The 17290-nt window shown below is 41.4% G+C and carries 17 protein-coding genes; 6 read left to right on the forward strand and 11 right to left on the reverse strand.

From position 1 onward, the window contains the following. Window positions 1-91 precede the first annotated feature (91 nt). The 5 genes from accC to cutA form a co-directional block, all read right to left on the reverse strand. Window positions 92-1432 carry an acetyl-CoA carboxylase biotin carboxylase subunit gene (accC, locus tag NYF15_RS18685; protein ID WP_371354358.1) on the reverse strand — a complete coding sequence of 447 codons (1341 nt, stop codon included), beginning with the start codon at window positions 1430-1432 and terminating at the stop codon, window positions 92-94. Between the two features lie 23 nt (window positions 1433-1455). Continuing rightward, a complete protein-coding gene (gene accB, locus NYF15_RS18690) occupies window positions 1456-1920 on the reverse strand; it encodes an acetyl-CoA carboxylase biotin carboxyl carrier protein (protein ID WP_054552429.1) in 465 nt (154 codons plus the stop codon). Between the two features lie 31 nt (window positions 1921-1951). Further along, window positions 1952-2404, reverse strand: a complete 453-nt coding sequence (gene aroQ / locus NYF15_RS18695) for a type II 3-dehydroquinate dehydratase (protein ID WP_062568259.1) — start codon at window positions 2402-2404, stop codon at window positions 1952-1954. A gap of 350 nt (window positions 2405-2754) precedes the next feature. After that, window positions 2755-4584 (reverse strand): protein-disulfide reductase DsbD, encoded by a 1830-nt coding sequence (locus tag NYF15_RS18700; RefSeq protein WP_371354359.1) that lies wholly within the window; start codon window positions 4582-4584, stop codon window positions 2755-2757. Continuing rightward, entirely contained in the window at window positions 4584-4904 is a 321-nt protein-coding gene (gene cutA / locus NYF15_RS18705) for a divalent-cation tolerance protein CutA (RefSeq protein WP_062568257.1), read from the reverse strand. The genes NYF15_RS18700 and cutA overlap by 1 nt, the downstream gene beginning before the upstream one ends. Window positions 4905-5063: 159 nt before the next feature. Here cutA and NYF15_RS18710 point away from each other — a divergent pair, with 159 nt between their 5' ends. The 5 genes from NYF15_RS18710 (at window position 5064) to NYF15_RS18730 (ending at window position 10876) form a co-directional block, all read left to right on the forward strand. Then, a complete protein-coding gene (locus NYF15_RS18710; protein ID WP_130151522.1) occupies window positions 5064-5540 on the forward strand; it encodes an FxsA family protein in 477 nt (158 codons plus the stop codon). A gap of 141 nt (window positions 5541-5681) precedes the next feature. Further along, window positions 5682-5969, forward strand: coding sequence for a co-chaperone GroES (locus tag NYF15_RS18715; protein ID WP_062568255.1), 288 nt, complete (start codon window positions 5682-5684; stop codon window positions 5967-5969). A gap of 51 nt (window positions 5970-6020) precedes the next feature. Next, complete coding sequence (gene groL, locus NYF15_RS18720) at window positions 6021-7667, forward strand: chaperonin GroEL (protein WP_130151521.1); 1647 nt, start codon at window positions 6021-6023, stop codon at window positions 7665-7667. Between the two features lie 234 nt (window positions 7668-7901). Next, the gene (locus tag NYF15_RS18725; protein WP_371354360.1) at window positions 7902-8537 is read left to right on the forward strand and encodes a biliverdin-producing heme oxygenase; all 636 of its coding nucleotides are present in this window, start codon (window positions 7902-7904) and stop codon (window positions 8535-8537) included. Beyond that, entirely contained in the window at window positions 8534-10876 is a 2343-nt protein-coding gene (locus NYF15_RS18730) for an ATP-binding protein (protein WP_371354361.1), read from the forward strand. Before NYF15_RS18725 ends, NYF15_RS18730 begins: the two co-directional genes overlap by 4 nt. A gap of 10 nt (window positions 10877-10886) precedes the next feature. On the opposite strand, the gene NYF15_RS18735 is transcribed toward NYF15_RS18730, so the two are convergent. Next, window positions 10887-11615 carry a LexA family transcriptional regulator gene (locus NYF15_RS18735; protein ID WP_165381497.1) on the reverse strand — a complete coding sequence of 243 codons (729 nt, stop codon included), beginning with the start codon at window positions 11613-11615 and terminating at the stop codon, window positions 10887-10889. 201 nt (window positions 11616-11816) lie between these two features. Between NYF15_RS18735 and NYF15_RS18740 the strand changes: the two genes are divergently transcribed. After that, window positions 11817-12266: a response regulator gene (locus NYF15_RS18740; protein ID WP_062568251.1), complete on the forward strand. Its 450-nt coding sequence runs from the start codon at window positions 11817-11819 to the stop codon at window positions 12264-12266. An 18-nt stretch (window positions 12267-12284) separates the two neighbouring features. On the opposite strand, the gene NYF15_RS18745 is transcribed toward NYF15_RS18740, so the two are convergent. From NYF15_RS18745 to astD, 5 genes are all read right to left on the reverse strand, one after another. Further along, window positions 12285-13793, reverse strand: a complete 1509-nt coding sequence (locus NYF15_RS18745; RefSeq protein WP_371354362.1) for an NAD(P)H-hydrate dehydratase — start codon at window positions 13791-13793, stop codon at window positions 12285-12287. A 132-nt stretch (window positions 13794-13925) separates the two neighbouring features. Beyond that, a complete protein-coding gene (gene speD, locus NYF15_RS18750; RefSeq protein WP_054552422.1) occupies window positions 13926-14738 on the reverse strand; it encodes an adenosylmethionine decarboxylase in 813 nt (270 codons plus the stop codon). An 88-nt stretch (window positions 14739-14826) separates the two neighbouring features. Then, the gene (locus tag NYF15_RS18755) at window positions 14827-15240 is read right to left on the reverse strand and encodes an OsmC family protein (RefSeq protein ID WP_054552421.1); all 414 of its coding nucleotides are present in this window, start codon (window positions 15238-15240) and stop codon (window positions 14827-14829) included. An 87-nt stretch (window positions 15241-15327) separates the two neighbouring features. Continuing rightward, on the reverse strand, window positions 15328-15675 hold the full coding sequence (locus NYF15_RS18760; protein ID WP_062568248.1) for a DUF3802 family protein: 348 nt from the start codon (window positions 15673-15675) through the stop codon (window positions 15328-15330). A gap of 128 nt (window positions 15676-15803) precedes the next feature. Then, entirely contained in the window at window positions 15804-17273 is a 1470-nt protein-coding gene (gene astD / locus NYF15_RS18765) for a succinylglutamate-semialdehyde dehydrogenase (RefSeq protein WP_130151515.1), read from the reverse strand. Between the last annotated feature and the right edge of the window lie 17 nt (window positions 17274-17290).

The raw sequence follows: 17290 nt of genomic DNA on the forward strand, positions 1-17290 counted from the left end.
CCAGAATATTTTTTTAAGGCGAGAATCCAGCATACCTTCAGTCAGACACAAAAAAGCCGGCAAAGTGCCGGCTTTTTCAATTTAAAACGATTTACAGACCTAATTTTTTCTCTAAATAGTGGATATTGGTTCCACCATTTTGGAAGTTTTCATCTGACAAAATTTTCTTGTGCAGTGGTGTATTCGTCTTAATACCATCAATCACTAATTCGTTAAGTGCATTACGTGAACGGGCAATTGCTACATCACGGTTTTCACCATAACAGATAAGCTTACCAATCATTGAATCGTAATGAGATGGTACTGTGTAATCTGCGTAAATATGGCTGTCCCAACGAATACCTAATCCGCCAGCCGGGTGGAATCGCGTGATTTTACCTGGTGATGGAATAAACGTTTCAGGGTCTTCCGCATTTATACGACACTCAATTGCATGACCACGAATAACCACATCTTCTTGTGTGAATGATAATGGTTGACCAGCTGCAATTTTTAGCTGTTCTTTGATTAAGTCAACGCCAGTGACCATTTCTGTTACTGGGTGCTCAACCTGAATACGGGTATTCATTTCGATGAAATAGAACTCGCCGTTTTCGTATAAGAATTCGAACGTACCTGCACCGCGATAACCAATTTCGATACATGCACGAGTACAGCGGTCGCCGATGAATTTACGCATTTCAGCTGTGATACCTGGTGCTGGCGCTTCTTCAACTACTTTTTGGTGACGACGCTGCATTGAACAATCACGCTCACCTAAATGAACCGCATTACCTTGACCATCGGCAAGTACTTGTACTTCGATATGACGTGGGTTTTCAAGGAATTTCTCCATGTAAACCATGCCATTACCGAAGAACTGTTTCGCTTCTTGCTGTGTAAGTGCGATTGAATCAATGAGCTCTTTCTCATTACGTACAACACGCATACCACGACCACCGCCGCCGCCTGCTGCTTTAATGATTACAGGGTAACCGATACGCTTAGCGATTTGGATATTACGTTCGCTGTCAGCCGTTAATGGGCCATCAGAGCCTGGTACACAAGGTACACCGGCTTTACGCATTGCTTCAATTGCAGAAACTTTATCACCCATTAAACGAATCGTGTCGCCTTTAGGACCGATAAATACAAAGCCGCTTTGCTCAACTTGATCAGCAAAGTCTGCATTTTCAGATAAGAAACCGTAACCTGGGTGAATCGCAACCGCATCTGTTACTTCTGCCGCTGCAATAATGCGCGGAATATCTAAGTAACTTTCAGTAGCTGCTGGTTTACCAATACAAATTGTTTCGTCTGCCAGTAACACGTGCTTAAGATCACGGTCTGCCGTTGAATGCACAGCAACAGTTTTGATCCCAAGCTCTTTGCAGGCGCGCAATACGCGAAGTGCAATTTCACCTCGGTTTGCAATGACTACTTTATCTAACATAGAGTTGGCCTTTTGTTGCGCTATTATTCAATGATGAATAAAGGTTGATCGAATTCTACCGGCTCGCCATTTTCAACTAAGATAGCTTTTACTGTGCCTGCTTTATCAGATTCGATTTGGTTCATCATCTTCATTGCTTCAACGATACATAACGTATCGCCAACATTTACTTTAGAACCTACCTCTACGTAAGGTGCTGCTTCAGGAGAAGCTGCTGAGTAGAATGAACCTACCATAGGTGATTTAACTTGGTGGCCAGTCGGTGCAGCTGGAGCAGCCGCTTCTGCTGCTGGTGCCTCTGCTACTGGAGCTGGTGCCGCTGCTGGCGCAGGTGCTGCAAACTGTTGTGGTGCATACTGCATTGCAGGTGCTGCAGACATATTGTTACGATTGATGCGTACTGACTCTTCACCTTCAGTGATTTCTAATTCAGCAATACCAGATTCTTCTACTAATTCGATAAGTTTTTTGATCTTGCGAATATCCATTGAACGACCCGCCTGTTAGTTTATTTAAAAATTATTGTGTGTTTTGCAATCGGTTAACAGCAGCTTCCAACGCTACTTTATAACCCATTGCACCTAATCCGATTACAACGCCTTGTGCTACATCCGAAAAATACGAATGATGACGAAATGCTTCTCGAGCATGTACATTACTTAAATGCACCTCGTAAAAGGGAACGTCTATACTCAATAATGCATCTCGCAATGCGACGCTGGTATGCGTATAGGCTGCAGGATTGATAATAATTGCATCAACCGCTTGCCAAGCTTGGTGAATACGCTCAATGAGCGCGGCTTCACTATTGCTTTGAAAATGTGCCAAATCAACATTGTGACCAACAGCAACCTTGCTAAGTTCAGCCATAATCTCGTCAAGAGACTGTGTGCCGTACTTTTCAGGCTCTCGCTTGCCAAGCATGTTTAAATTAGGCCCATTTATAACTAAAAGCTTTAATTTTGCAGCCATAATACGCGATATATCCTTTAAGTAACTAGTTTAACTATATTCACTCTAAACCCTTCCTTAACTTAAGGGCTCAAATGAAAAATAGCAACTATTTCTCACGTTAACCACCTATTATAGATATTTCGACGTAAATAGCAGCAAAATACTGGTCTAATCACTATCCAAATAAGTGAAGAGCAGGTATAGCAAGGCACACAACTTCATTAGGAAAATGCTTTGAGTCTAAACAAAACTAGTTATTCTCAAAAAAAGTAAACCTAATGTATTAGATTTGCAAATTGAAAGTGGTATAAAAAACGAAAACGCCACTCGAGTGAGTGGCGTTTTAAGATTTCGCTGCAAAGTTACGCTTATTTTGCTGTTTTTCGTACTTTTGCTAAATGCTCAGCAAAATCTTTGGCATTTAAAAAACCTGTAACACGTTGCTCAACTAACTCATTACCTTGTGTGTCGAAGAATAAAATACTCGGTAAACCAAATACGGTGTACTCTTCCATCAGCTCGATGGTTTTAGCGTCACTTTCAGTTAAATCAACTTGGATCAGTTCAAAATGTGCAAACTCGCTTTGTACAGCTGTATCTGGAAAAGTGTAATGTTCAAACTCCTTACACGCGACACACCAGTCGGCATATAAGTCGACCATCACTAAACGCCCTTCGCTACTTGCCTGAACAATCTCTTCTTTCAATTCAGTTAAATTAGCAACTTGTTTAAAGCCATGTGTTTGCGCTGATGCTCCAACTACAGAAGCTTGGCTGGGCCAAAAATAATTTTTTGTTAAACTCGCACCAGTAACAACTAATAAAGTTGCAGCGAACCATAATGCAGTTTTTAACTTGCCTTGTGATTGCCCACTTTGCCAATGGTGTAAATAAAGCGCTGTTGCAAGTGCTAACAATCCAGCCATCAGCCAAATAATGTCAATATCGACAATACGCTCTAGCAGAATAAGTGGCACAACGAGCATGATAAAACCAAACAGGGTTTTTACTTGCTCCATCCAACCACCCGCTTTGGGTAATAACTTACCGCCTGATGTACCTAACAATAACAAGGGTATGCCCATGCCTAAACTCAGCACATACAAGGTTAAACCACCCACTAGATAGTCACCGCTTTGCGCTACATATAATAGCGCTGCCGATAGCGGTGCTGTTGTACACGGTGAGGCTATCAAACCAGATAAAACTCCCATCATAAAGACGCCCACATAGTTACCGCCTTTTTGCTGGTTGCTTACCTGAGTGAGCTTATTCATCATGCCACTTGGCAGCTTAATTTCGTACCAACCAAACATCGACATTGCTAAAAGTACAAATAAAATACTAAAGCTAATAAGCACTGTCGGGTGCTGTAAATACCCTTGCACTTGGCCACCCAGTGACGCAACCACTAACCCTAATGCAGCATATGTGACGGCCATGCCTTGCACATAAACAAACGACAACGAAAACGCCTTTTTGGTTGATAGGTTTTGTTGACCCGCGATCAAGCTAGACAAAATAGGGAACATCGGAAATACACAAGGTGTAAACGCAAGGCCAATACCCACTAAAAAGAAAATAACTAGATTGGTAAGTAGTCCTTGTGATGCCAATTTATCAGTATAAGATTGCTCTTGAGCTGGCTTAGCGCTCTCATCAATAGTCGTTTGGTTTACAGTAGCTGACTCAGCATTTACACCTAATGCAGCCAAGGCGTTACCCGTTGACGCATTGTCAGAAACTTGCTCACCAGCAATCACAGATAGAGGGATAGTACGCACTTCTGGCGGATAACAGAGCCCCGCTTCAGCGCAGCCCTGAAAACGTACTTTTACAACCGCTCCCTCAGTAACATTACTGACTTTATTGATAATACTGAGAGAATTAAAAAATACCTCAGTCTTACCAAAAAACTCATCTTCGATGATGACTCCCTCACCCAGATCAGGCGTTTCAATGTCAGCGCCTTTTGCGATAATTTCAATTTTCTTTTTATACAAATAGTAATCTGGTGCAATATCCCAACCAATAAATAACGTTTTACCTTGCTGATCAAAGTCAAAAACAAATGCTTGATCAACGGGTAAAAAGGTTTGCTCAGCGGGTTGCTGTAATAAGTTTCCAAGTAAGTTGCTATTACTTGCACTGGCTGGCATTAGCCATAGCGCACAGAGTAATAAAAAGAACGATCGCATTAACTGAGTACCTCATCCATCCAATTAAAATAGGCTAAATTGCCTGTAGCAACATCAACGACCTGAATTTCAGGTATCTCATAACTATGCAACTTCTTGATAGTTTGGATCACCTCATTCATTTTCTCTGACTTAGTTTTAATCAGTAACTTGCTTTCTGTTTCACTCGTTACCTCACCTTCCCACATGTAAATGGACTCAACAGTTGGCAAAATGTTCACACACGCAGCTAGTTTCTCTTTCACTAAATGTTGTGCTAACTGACGAGCCTCTGCTTCATTTGCGCAGGTCGTAAAAATAAGTCGAAAATGCGTTGTCATAAGGAACCTTTATTTGATTACTTGAGTCGCACCATAGTAGCCGATAGCGGATACAATGTGTAGCGGCGACAGTGATCCATGGTTCCACCTTGAAAAAAGACCTGTTCACCCTTATTTATATTTCATTGACTCGTAAGAGTGGCATTTTTAGAGAGTGTTATGTTTAGATTTTTGTTTTTATTATTTATTTTAGTGCCCATCGTGGAGATTGCTTTACTCATCCAAGTGAGTGAAGTGATCGGCGGCTTTGCAACCATAGCACTTGTAATTGTGACCGCCATAGTTGGCGCGAAATTAGTGAAGCAACAAGGTATAGGCGCCATTCAAAGCGTGCAATTACAGATGGCACAAGGGCAAATGCCAGCAAAAGAGTTATTTACAGGGTTATGTGTGATTATTGCCGGTGTTTTACTCGTTACACCAGGCATTATGACTGATGTTTTTGGCTTTTTATTGCTAACACCTGCGATTCGTAACAAGCTTGCTGCAAGCCTTGCGAGTCAAGCAACGGTGCGTATGAGTTCACAAGCAAATCACAGCTCTGCTCACTTTCAATACCACAGCAAAACCCCACAACATGAAGAGCCCACTCACCAACCAACAACGATTGATGGTGAGTATGAAAGAAAAGATTAAAATTTTTTAATTTTTATACTTGGATTTTTTTAAGCCACCCCCATTATTGAAGGCAATGAAATGCATCGGGTGGCTCAACCTCCCATGCAAAACACACGATTTTTTCTGTACTGTTCAGAAACTGTTAGGAGAACTAAATAAATGAACATTCGCCCTTTACATGATCGCGTCATCGTTAAGCGTCTAGAAGAAGAAACTAAGTCTGCTGGCGGTATTGTATTAACTGGCTCTGCAGCTGAAAAATCAACGCGCGGAGAAGTAATCGCTGTTGGTAATGGCCGTATTTTAGACAACGGTGAAGTAAGAGCTCTAGAAGTAAAAGCTGGTGACACAGTGCTATTCGGCTCATACGTTGAAAAAACTGAAAAGATCGAAGGTCAAGAGTACCTGATCATGCGTGAAGACAACATTCTAGGCATTGTAGGCTAATCCTACTTTTCGTTTAGCAACCCGTTTATAGAATTTAAGAGGAATTTAATCATGGCAGCAAAAGAAGTACTTTTTGCAGGTGACGCACGTGGCAAAATGCTAACTGGCGTAAATATTTTAGCAAACGCAGTAAAAGTAACTTTAGGTCCTAAAGGCCGTAACGTTGTATTAGACAAATCATTCGGCGCGCCAGTCATCACTAAAGATGGTGTATCAGTAGCTAAAGAGATCGAGCTTGAAGACAAGTTCGAAAACATGGGCGCACAAATGGTTAAAGAAGTTGCGTCTAAAGCGAATGATGCTGCAGGTGATGGTACAACAACTGCAACAGTATTAGCGCAAGCTATCGTAAACGAAGGCTTAAAAGCAGTTGCAGCGGGTATGAACCCAATGGACCTTAAGCGCGGTATCGACAAAGCAGTTACTGCAGCAGTTGAAGAGCTTAAAGCACTTTCTGTTCCTTGTGCAGACACGAAAGCGATTGCACAAGTAGGTACTATTTCTGCTAACTCTGACAAAGAAATCGGTGACATCATTGCACAAGCAATGGAAAAAGTGGGCCGTGACTCAGGCGTTATCACAGTTGAAGAAGGTCAGTCGTTAGAAAACGAGCTAGACGTAGTTGAAGGTATGCAGTTTGACCGTGGTTACCTGTCTCCTTACTTCATCAACAACGCTGAAAAAGGTGCGGTAGAGCTAGACAGCCCTTACATTCTACTTGTAGACAAAAAAGTATCTAACATTCGTGAGCTACTACCTACATTAGAAGCGGTTGCTAAAGCGAGCAAGCCACTACTTATCATTGCTGAAGACCTTGAAGGTGAAGCACTTGCAACACTTGTTGTAAATAACATGCGCGGTATCGTTAAAGTGTCTGCGGTTAAAGCACCTGGTTTTGGCGACCGTCGTAAAGCAATGCTGCAAGACATCGCAGTATTAACCGGTGGTACTGTCATTTCTGAAGAAATCGGTTTAGAGCTTGAAAAAGCAACAATCGAAGACCTAGGTACAGCGAAGCGCGTTGTTATCACTAAAGATGACACAACGATCATCGACGGTGCAGGTGAAGAAGACGGCATCAATGGTCGTGTTGCACAAATCAAAGCACAAATCGAAGAAGCGACGTCTGACTACGATAAAGAGAAACTACAAGAGCGTATGGCTAAACTAGCTGGCGGTGTTGCAGTAATCAAAGTTGGCGCAGCGACTGAAATCGAAATGAAAGAGAAGAAAGATCGTGTTGAAGATGCACTACACGCAACTCGCGCAGCGGTTGAAGAAGGTGTAGTACCGGGTGGTGGTGTTGCACTAGTACGCGCAGCAAGCAAACTTGCTGAACTACTTGGTGACAATGAAGACCAAAGCCACGGTATTAAAGTTGCACTACGTGCGATGGAAGCACCACTTCGTCAAATCGTGACTAACGCAGGCGATGAAGCATCTGTTGTTGTTAACTCAGTAAAAGGTGGTGAAGGTAACTACGGTTACAATGCAGCATCAGGCGAGTACAACGACATGATTGAAATGGGTATCTTAGACCCAACTAAAGTAACGCGTTCTGCACTACAGTACGCAGCTTCAATCGCGGGTCTTATGATCACAACTGAAGCAATGGTTGCTGAGATCCCTAAAGATGAACCAGCTGCTCCAGACATGGGCGGTATGGGCGGCATGGGTGGTATGGGCGGCATGATGTGATAAACATCTCTTCCTAAGCTCTTTGCTTTAAAAACCCAGCTTCGGCTGGGTTTTTGCTTTTGATTTATCGTTTAAAAGTAAATAGTTACTTACTAGCGGAATAAGTTATTTAAAAAACACAGTTTAGTTATCATTCACCTACTAAAGTCTTAAATTTCTATTTTACATACTTGTACCTAAGTATATACTGGTCAAAGTACGTCACACATGCACTAAAAAGCCTTCAGGATAATAATGGATTCAGCTGTATTACACGCCATCAATATAAATACTAAGGATAGCAGTCAAAGTAATATTCATACTTTTATAAAAAAGAGTACCGACCCGCTTCACTCTCGCGTAGAAAAACAGCTCGGTGCGGTATTGTTCGATAAAAATATGACGCAGCAATCGTATTTAAACATTTTAATCGCGATGCGTAATAGCTATTCAATAATGGAGCACTCTGTATCAGCTTATGGTGCCACCCAGCAACTGCTTGTTGGCCGCAGTAAGCTTGAATGGTTAGAGCAAGATATTGCTTATTTACAGGCATCCCAAAAAGCCCCATCTGCTAATTTAAACAAGCACGTTGATCTAAATAATATCCATAACGTATCACAAGCATTTGGAATGATGTATGTAATGGAGGGTGCCACTATGGGTGGAGGTCACATATTTAAAGCGCTTAAAAAGCACAGTTGGATAAATGAGCTTGAAGGGATCCGCTTTTTTTATAGTTATGGCGATCTTAGGGGTAAAAAGTGGGCTCAATATATACAAGCACTAAAACAGTATCATAACCATAATCCAAATTCGGCTGATGATATTTTATTGGGAGCGAACACCGCATTTAGCGTAATCTCTCAATCACTTGGAGATATAAATTGAGCAATAAGTTTGAAGTCTCATTAGATAATTGCCATAAAGAACCCATTCATATTCCAGGCTCTATTCAACCGCATGGCTACTTGCTTGTTGTTGACCCTCAAACACTCAAAGTATGCTATTTCAGCGAAAACATTTTAGCACTTTTAAACACACAAAAAGAGCGCTTACTGGGCTCACATATCAGTGATGTGTTTGCAGCAAATACAACCGACATTATCGAGAAAAATAAAGCTGAAAAAGACTTTCATGCAATTAATCCTCTTAATATTGAGATAAAAGGAACATCGCCCGATACCTCGATTAAAGGCGCTATTTCTCGTAACGATGAATACCTACTTATTGAGCTTGAGTTTAATAAAAAGAAAGAGCACTCAAGTTTCGACCCTATGAATTACTTGATGAAACAATCACTTCATTTGATTGCAGATTCAAAAGAGCTAAGCTCATCATACGACACGGCGGTAAAAGAGGTTCGTAACTTAACCGGCTTTGATCGCGTGATGCTCTATCAGTTTGACCATGAATATAATGGTCAGGTCGTGGCAGAAGCCAAAAAAGATGAGTTAAACTCATTTTTGCACCAACACTTTCCCGAGTCAGATATTCCTAAGCAAGCGCGCGCTTTATATTTGCGTAATCCTATTAGGTTACTTGCCGATGTAGATGCTGAGGTATCCCCTATCTACCCGCAAGATAAACCGGTAGATTTAAGCACGTGTATAATAAGAAGTGTATCCCCTATCCATTGCCAATACTTGCGCAACATGGGGGTTAAGGCATCAATGTCCATCAGTATTATTATTGCTGGTAAATTATGGGGACTGATTGCTTGCCACCATTATTCAAGTCATGTTGTTCCATTTGAAGCACGACAAGTTGCGCAATATATGGGCTTGATGCTTTCTTATATTATCTCACTGAAAACACAGTCAGTTGAAGCAATTCAAGAGGCCAATGCCACTTCAATCAGTGCAGAAATAGCAGAGCATATGTCTGAAGAGGTCTTTTTTATTGATGGTTTACGCAAACAGGCCCCTGCTCTGCTTAGCATGCTAAACGCAGATGGCGTTGCATGGCGACTAGAAAAAGATATTGAAAGTTTTGGTGATGTGCCCGCAAACGATGATATTAATGATTTGTTTGAATGGATAAAAGAACACCATCTAGAAGATGAGTTACTTTATCATAATCATCATTTATCTAATGAGCATGCTGACTTTAATAAGTTTGCTAATGTAGCAAGTGGCGTACTTGCTATGCCCATCTCTACGAATGAAAACCTATTTATTATGTGGTTTCGTAAAGAGGTCATTGAAACAAAGAATTGGGGAGGGAAACCCGAAAAAATAATTGAGTTTCTTGATGACGGTAGTCACCGCTTGATGCCTCGCAGCTCGTTTCGTTTATGGCAAGAAAATGTTCGCAATAAGTGCACTCCTTGGAAAGCCAACGAAATCTCTTGCGCGCTAAAGTTTCGCAATCATTTGATTAATCATGTAATCGAAAAATCAGAGCGACTTAAAAAGCTAAACAACGTGTTAGAAACTAAAGTGAATGAGCGAACCGTCGCTTTAAAAGCGGAAATACTGACCCGACAACAAGCCGAGCTTGACCTTGAAATCGCACTTCGAAAAGCGGAGGAGTCTAACAAAGAGTTAGAACGTTTTGCTTTTGTTGCATCCCATGATTTACAGGAGCCGTTACGTAAAATCCAAATGTTCGGCGATCGCCTACAAAACTCTAAAGAGCAGATTGGAGAAAGAAACGCGTCGTATATCTCACGTATGATGTACTCTGCAGAAAGAATGCAGAAACTCATCAAAGGGGTACTGAGCTTTTCTAGGATCAATCGAAAAGGTGAAGGTTTTCGTCGCTTTTTAGCACAAGATATTTTTGATGATATTCTTGATGATCTTGAGCTAATTATAGCTGACAAATCAGCGGTGTTTCACATCGAAGAGGTTGGTGAGATTTATGGCGACAAACGACAAATCCAGCGCTTGTTTCAAAACTTAATTCTCAATGCACTTAAATTTAGCCATCCAAATCAACCACCTATTATAGAAATTAAGTCAGTTGAGCGAACAGACGAGCATATTGTTATCGCTGTCATTGATAACGGAATCGGCTTCAATAGCGAGTTTAAAGACAGAATATTTAACCTTTTTGAACGGGTTCACTCTAAACATGCCTACGAAGGAACAGGCCTAGGCTTAGCAATTTGTAAGAAAATAGTTGAACGCCATTATGGCTCAATTACAGCACAAGCGAGTATCAATGAAGGCGCGCAATTTTACGTTACTTTGCCGCTAAGAGAAGTAGAGTTAACTCAACTTTAGTATTTTACCGCTACGTTTGTGGCGGTAAAACTCTACTAATATGCTCTTTTAGTTGTCTAATTTCATTTTCAATGGACTGAAAACGCTGATTTTGAATATATGATTCCTGATCAGTTATTGAGCTTATCTTTGCCTTAACATGCCAGATCTCTAAAATATCATCTCCCTGAATAGAGTATGTTTTGTATTCAGGGTTATCACTCTTAAATAAGTAACTGACAGGATTTGTGTCATGACGGAAAAGGCGCTTAGCAACAATGCCATCCTTAGTGACAACAACGCAAACAGAACCGTTTTCTAACTGTGTGATATCTTTAACTTGCTCAGTGATAACCGTTTCTCTCGGGCGAATAGTGGGTAACATGCTGTCGCCTTCTACTTCAAAGAGTCGATAGTTACCATTTTCAAATCCTGGAATTTTATAGACATCTAAGGTTTTGATGTAACCTTCATCATTGCATTGATCTATATAACCAGCATGAGCCTCTTCCTTTACAAGTGGAATGAATGAAGTCTCTAAGACTTTTTGATAGCTCTGAAAATGCGAATCATCATACCCCTCTATCCCCAAAATAAGCCAATTGCAGTCAACATTAAACACTTGGCTGATTTTAGTAATCGTACTGAGAGATAAGGTCGACTTGCCAGATTCTAATTGCGATAAAGCACCTTGAGTTATGCCTATTTTATCCGCAAACTCTTGTTGAGAAAGGTTCAATTTTTCGCGTAGAGCTGTCACTCTATTTGTACTAGTGTTATTTAATATCATCGCGTTATTAATAAACTTATGTTTGTATTATAGGTATAAGCAAGTTAATATAACACTTGCTTAGCTAAAGTATATACTACTCGAGTAACTAATTATTTAATTTGTTGTTTTTTATGAAAAAGTAGCTACATAACACAGATAAGCCACATTCTATAAATTCAGGGGTTTCCAATGTTTAACGACAAATTATTTACTAAAAAATTACGCTCTGTGAGCTATATTTTAGTTGCTGATGATGATCTTGATGATCAAGAGCTCATCCGTGATGCCCTTGTTGAAAACAATGTCGACGAAAATAAAATTCAATTTGTCGATGACGGCATGCAATTACTTGAGTCACTTGATAAAAATAAAATTTTACCAAGTCTTATTTTATTAGATTTAAACATGCCAAGAAAGGGCGGAAAGGAAGCATTAGTTGAGCTAAAAAAATCAGAGCGTTATCGTCATATTCCGATTATTATTTTTACAACCTCTGACTCAGAAATTGATATTAAGCAATGTTACAGCTTAGGTACGAATGCTTTCATGACCAAACCATCTAGTTATTTTGATTTAGTTGAATCAATGAAAATGTTAACTCAATATTGGCTTGTTCAAGCTAGGATTGTGTTAGACTGAGCCGAAAACTTTTTTGGCTCACCTGCTACACTTGTCATTGCTCGCCAATTCCTTAATCAACTGCCTTACAACGCTAAATAAGTCACTGGGTAACATTCCACGCTCTCCTTCAGCCTTTGCTAAAATATCACCCGCTTTTGCGTGCAAGGTAACACCTAAAGTGGCCGCTTGCGTTGTATTAATCCCTTGTGCAAGCAGCCCTGCAATAATGCCAGTCAGAACATCACCACTGCCACCAACAGCAAGTGCAGGGTTACCATCTGTACACACCCATACTTGGTTTTTGTTAGCCATTAAGGTTCCTGCTCCTTTTAGAACACAGGTTGTTGTGTAGCTATGTGCAAGCTCACTTACCGCAGCAAAGCGATTTGCTTCAACATCACTTGCTTTACAGTTAAGTAAGCGGGCAGCTTCACCAGGGTGTGGAGTGATCACCGAATTGACAATTGGAAATGAAGAGGCGTGCTGAGCCAACAATGTCAGTGCATCTGCATCGATTACCAAAGGTTTATTATGCGTAAAACAATACTGCATAACCGTTTCAAAGACCTCTTCTGACCAAGTATCCAAACCAAGTCCTGGGCCTATTGCTATACAACTTGCCCACTCAAGTGCAGCGGTTAAGTTTGCTGCACTCACCATCAGCTCTGGCCTGCCAATACTCACACTAAGCACAGATTCTGAATGCGTGAACACTTTAACCATACCCGCACCGGTACGCAGAGCTGCTTCTGCTGTTAAACGAATTGCTCCTGCAGTCCCCGTATTACCACCGACACATAGTAATTTGCCATGACTTGTTTTATGACTATTGTTCTCTCTGGCAGGCAGTGCATCGGAATTTTGATAGCTAATAAGCGCTGCCGTTGGCTCTGTAAGCGTTAAAAAGGCCTCACCAATACCTAGGTCGGTAAATTCACACACGCCAGCTTGTGCTCTTCCTTGTCCCGTAACAAGGCCTTGCTTAATCCCAACAAAGGTAACAGTAACAAAGGCGTTAATCGCGACACCTAACACTGAGCCAGTATCAGCATGAATACCCGAGGGTAGGTCTATCGCAATTATTGGGGCACGGCTACTATTCGCTAATTGAATAAGTTGACTAAACGACGTGCGAACTTCGTTTTGAATACCCGTACCAAGTAAACTATCAACGATGACATCGGCTTGATCGAATGCGCTTAAACTCTTCGTAATTGTACCACCAGCATCAAACCACGCTTGTTGAGCAGTGAGTGCATCGCCTTTTAATGGCTTGTCAGGCAAGGCGGCGATCACTGTCACCTGCTTACCCGCTTGTTTTGCTAATCGGGCAACCACATAGCCATCACCGGCGTTATTACCCACACCGACTAATACCACGTACCTGCTAGCATTAGGAAAGTAAGCACACGTATGGTCAAAAACGGCCTTTCCTGCGCGTTCCATCAATTCATAAAGAGTTACTGCGCTTGTTGTAGCAGCAAGCCCTTCATTTTTGCGGACTTGCTCTGCAAGAAATACAGAATGAGAGAGATTAACTGTCATAGTTGTCCTTAACAGAGGCTTTTTATCAGCATATAAGTCCTTAAAAGCGCAGTCAATTCAGTGCTCTATTAGAAGCATAAAAAAACGGCGTATAAGCTAACTTATACGCCGTTTTTTAATTCTTCCTGTAACTTACTCTGTATCAGGTAAATTACGACCGTAGAAGATTTCTTGCATCTCACGGGTTAATTTAGAATAGATAACTTCTTCTTCTTCTTCAGAAAGATCGGCTGTAGAAACCCCGAATAAATAAGTATTCAAGTCAGTTTCTTTTAACATCATCTTAGTGTGGAACAAGTTCTCTTGATACACGTTTACGTCCATCATTTGGTACGCTTCTTTTGTATCTTCAGTCATGTAGTTCTGAATTGAGTTAATCGCGTGGTCGATATAATGCTTAACGCCATCTACGTCACGGGTAAAACCACGTACACGGTAGTCAATTGTTACAACATCAGACTCTAGGCTGTGGATTAAGAAGTTTAACGCTTTTAATGGCGAAATAATGCCACAGGTTGATACTTCGATATCGGCACGGAACGTACAAATACCGTCATCAGGGTGAGCTTCTGGGTATGTATGAACACAGATGTGGCTCTTATCTAAGTGTGCTACAACCGTTTCAGGAAGAGGACCTGGGGCTTCATCAACGTCATACGTTGTTTGTTGCTCAATTGGCTCTTCAGAAATCAAAATAGTTACACTGGCACCTTGCGGATCATAATCTTGGCGAGAAACATTCAAAATGTTTGCACCAATAATATCCACAACTTCACCTAAAATATCGGTAAGGCGATCAGCACTGTACTGTTCGTCGATATATTCAATGTATTCTTTACGTTGTTGTTCCGTCTTTGCGTAACAAATATCGTAAATACTAAAGCTTAAGCTCTTAGTTAAGTTATTAAAGCCATGAAGCTTAATTTTATCGAAGGGTTTATTCATGCTAAACCAACCTTAAAACGAGTGAAACCTGCACCAGCAGAAATAAAAGTTCGCGGATTTTATACGAATTTTCTGCTCGGAAAAAGCGTTATTTTACCTGTTCTTGCACAACTTCATGGCTGTGAGTGATTTCTACTGTTTTATCAAGCATTAAGGCTACCGAACAATACTTTTCAGCAGACAGTTGAACAGCACGGGCGAGGTGTTTTTCAGAGACATTATCGCCAGTAACCACAAAGTGTAGATTAATCTTAGTAAACACGCGAGGAGCTGACTCAGCACGCTCAGCAGTTAACTTTACTTGTACATCACTAAACGACTGTTTGGCTTTTTTAAGAATGCTTACTACATCAACAGATGAGCAACAGCCCGCTGACATCAGCACCATTTCCATTGGGCTTGGTGCAGCACTGTCACTACCCGCATCAAATACTACATTGTGGCCTGAGTTTGAAAGGCCAATAAAAGTGTCACCTTCTACCCATTTTACATTCGCTTGCATATGTTTGCTCTCTTACAATTATTTTTGCTTGATTGTAAGCAAGTCACACTGATATGCAATCGAAAAACGATATTAGGCTTTGAAAGGTTATGCGCTCTCTATAACGGCATTGTCGAACAAGTTTTTCACAAGGCCAGCAAACTCATCGATAAACGCATGCTGCTCAACAGTGACTGGCTGATTAGTTACACTACTGAGTACTTCTTGTAAGTCATACACGATACCGTCAACTTCACGGACTATTTGGCTTCGCTGTTCGGTATTTAGTTCTGTATGTTGTTCACAAAGAAGCATCACATTCTCAGCAATAACATCTTCAATTAACTCTAAAACGGTAGGAGCTCCTGGTTTTATTTGACCAGGCTTCTCAAATAGCGCTAAATTTTGAGTGAGATACATGACGAGATCATCGTATCCTTGCCTATCTAAAACCATACCACTGTACACCTAATAAAATTTATAACTCTATTGATTTAAGCAGAAAGCGCTTTTAATTGCTACCTTTGCTATAAAGCTAATACAAAAAAAGCAGCCTAGGCTGCTTTTTTAACTATAAGTACCGATTAATCAATTTTTAGACCTGGGCTTAAGGTAGCCGGCATCGCTACTTTTTCTAGCTCAACCGAAGCAACTGGATAAGCACAGTAATCGGCCGCATAGTAAGCACTCGCTCTATGATTACCCGACGCGCCAATACCACCAAATGGTGCAGCACTTGATGCGCCCGTGATTGGTCGGTTCCAGTTCACAATACCAGCACGAATACGACGTAAGAAGTGGTCGTAATCTGCTGCGCTGTCGCTTAATAAGCCTGCTGACAAGCCAAAGCTTGTGTCATTCGCTTTATCTATCGCGGCATCAAAGTCTGTAAAGCGGAATACTTTAAGTAGTGGTCCAAAGTGTTCTTCGTCTGGGAAGTTAGCTACATTTGTACACTCTAGGATACCCGGTGTTACAAAGCCGGTATTTTCTTTGTGCGTTAGCTCAACTAGCACCTCAGCGCCAAGCTCAACAAGTTGCTGTTGCGCAGCAGCCATACCGGCAGCAGCCGCTGCTGAAATCATCGAGCCCATGAAAGGTTGATCTTCAGCGTCGTAGTCACCCACTTTAATCGCTTTAGTCGCCTTAATAAGGCCTGCAAGGATTGCATCACCCTGCTCACCTGCTGGTAAAAACAGCTTACGCGCACACGTACAACGCTGACCTGTAGAGATAAACGCTGATTGAATAATATCGTGAATAGCTGCTTTTGTATCTGCAACATCTGTAACGATTAGCGGGTTATTACCACCCATTTCTAAGGCTAAGATTTTACCAGGCTGACCTGCAAACTGTTCATGTAAAATGTGGCCTGTGCGTGAAGAGCCCGTAAAGAATAAACCGTCGATCCCTTTATGAGATGCAAGTGCTTTACCGGTTTCAACTTCACCTTGCACAAGGTTGATAACACCTGCAGGCAGACCCGCCTTTTGCCATAACTTTAACGTTAACTCAGCAACTGCTGGTGTTAGCTCAGACGGTTTAAATACCACGGTATTACCAGCTAATAATGCAGGTACAATGTGGCCATTTGGTAAGTGACCTGGGAAATTATAAGGGCCAAACACAGCTACAACACCATGAGGCTTGTGACGAATCATCGCACGGCCCTGTGGCATTGGGTTTTCAACATCACCTGTACGCTCTAAAAATGCTTTTTCAGAGATAGCAATTTTACCCACCATAGCACCTGCTTCAGTGCGTGTTTCCCAAAGTGGTTTACCGGTTTCTTGTGCGATAGCAACCGCTAATTCTTCGCTGTGCTCTTTTAATGTTTCTGCGAATGTTTTTACAATCGCTAAACGCGCTGCAAATGATTTGTCAGCCCAGCTGTAGAATGCTTCACGCGCAGCACTAACTGCGCTATCTACTTGTTCGGCAGTTGCTGTGTTTGCTTGCCAAATAACGTCGTTGTTTGCAGGGTTTACAGATTGAAATGCATGACCAAGGCCTGCTTGCCATTGACCATTAATAAATTGCGCTGCATGCGTCATGACTGTCTCTCCTAAAT

Origin of the sequence: Pseudoalteromonas sp. 68 DY56-GL68, from assembly GCF_041414825.1 — a bacterium.
GTDB lineage: Bacteria > Pseudomonadota > Gammaproteobacteria > Enterobacterales > Alteromonadaceae > Pseudoalteromonas.

Excerpts from the sequence above, each read along its gene's own strand:
- speD (WP_054552422.1), bottom strand. The coding sequence starts at position 14,738 with ATGAATAAACCCTTCGATAAAATTAAGCTTCATGGCTTTAATAACTTA.
- astD (WP_130151515.1), bottom strand. The coding sequence starts at position 17,273 with ATGACGCATGCAGCGCAATTTATTAATGGTCAATGGCAAGCAGGCCTT.
- NYF15_RS18710 (WP_130151522.1), top strand. The coding sequence starts at position 5,064 with ATGTTTAGATTTTTGTTTTTATTATTTATTTTAGTGCCCATCGTGGAG.
- cutA (WP_062568257.1), bottom strand. The coding sequence starts at position 4,904 with ATGACAACGCATTTTCGACTTATTTTTACGACCTGCGCAAATGAAGCA.
- NYF15_RS18725 (WP_371354360.1), top strand. The coding sequence starts at position 7,902 with ATGGATTCAGCTGTATTACACGCCATCAATATAAATACTAAGGATAGC.
- NYF15_RS18755 (WP_054552421.1), bottom strand. The coding sequence starts at position 15,240 with ATGCAAGCGAATGTAAAATGGGTAGAAGGTGACACTTTTATTGGCCTT.
- NYF15_RS18715 (WP_062568255.1), top strand. The coding sequence starts at position 5,682 with ATGAACATTCGCCCTTTACATGATCGCGTCATCGTTAAGCGTCTAGAA.
- NYF15_RS18740 (WP_062568251.1), top strand. The coding sequence starts at position 11,817 with ATGTTTAACGACAAATTATTTACTAAAAAATTACGCTCTGTGAGCTAT.
- aroQ (WP_062568259.1), bottom strand. The coding sequence starts at position 2,404 with ATGGCTGCAAAATTAAAGCTTTTAGTTATAAATGGGCCTAATTTAAAC.
- NYF15_RS18745 (WP_371354362.1), bottom strand. The coding sequence starts at position 13,793 with ATGACAGTTAATCTCTCTCATTCTGTATTTCTTGCAGAGCAAGTCCGC.
- NYF15_RS18700 (WP_371354359.1), bottom strand. The coding sequence starts at position 4,584 with ATGCGATCGTTCTTTTTATTACTCTGTGCGCTATGGCTAATGCCAGCC.
- accC (WP_371354358.1), bottom strand. The coding sequence starts at position 1,432 with ATGTTAGATAAAGTAGTCATTGCAAACCGAGGTGAAATTGCACTTCGC.
- groL (WP_130151521.1), top strand. The coding sequence starts at position 6,021 with ATGGCAGCAAAAGAAGTACTTTTTGCAGGTGACGCACGTGGCAAAATG.
- accB (WP_054552429.1), bottom strand. The coding sequence starts at position 1,920 with ATGGATATTCGCAAGATCAAAAAACTTATCGAATTAGTAGAAGAATCT.
- NYF15_RS18760 (WP_062568248.1), bottom strand. The coding sequence starts at position 15,675 with ATGGTTTTAGATAGGCAAGGATACGATGATCTCGTCATGTATCTCACT.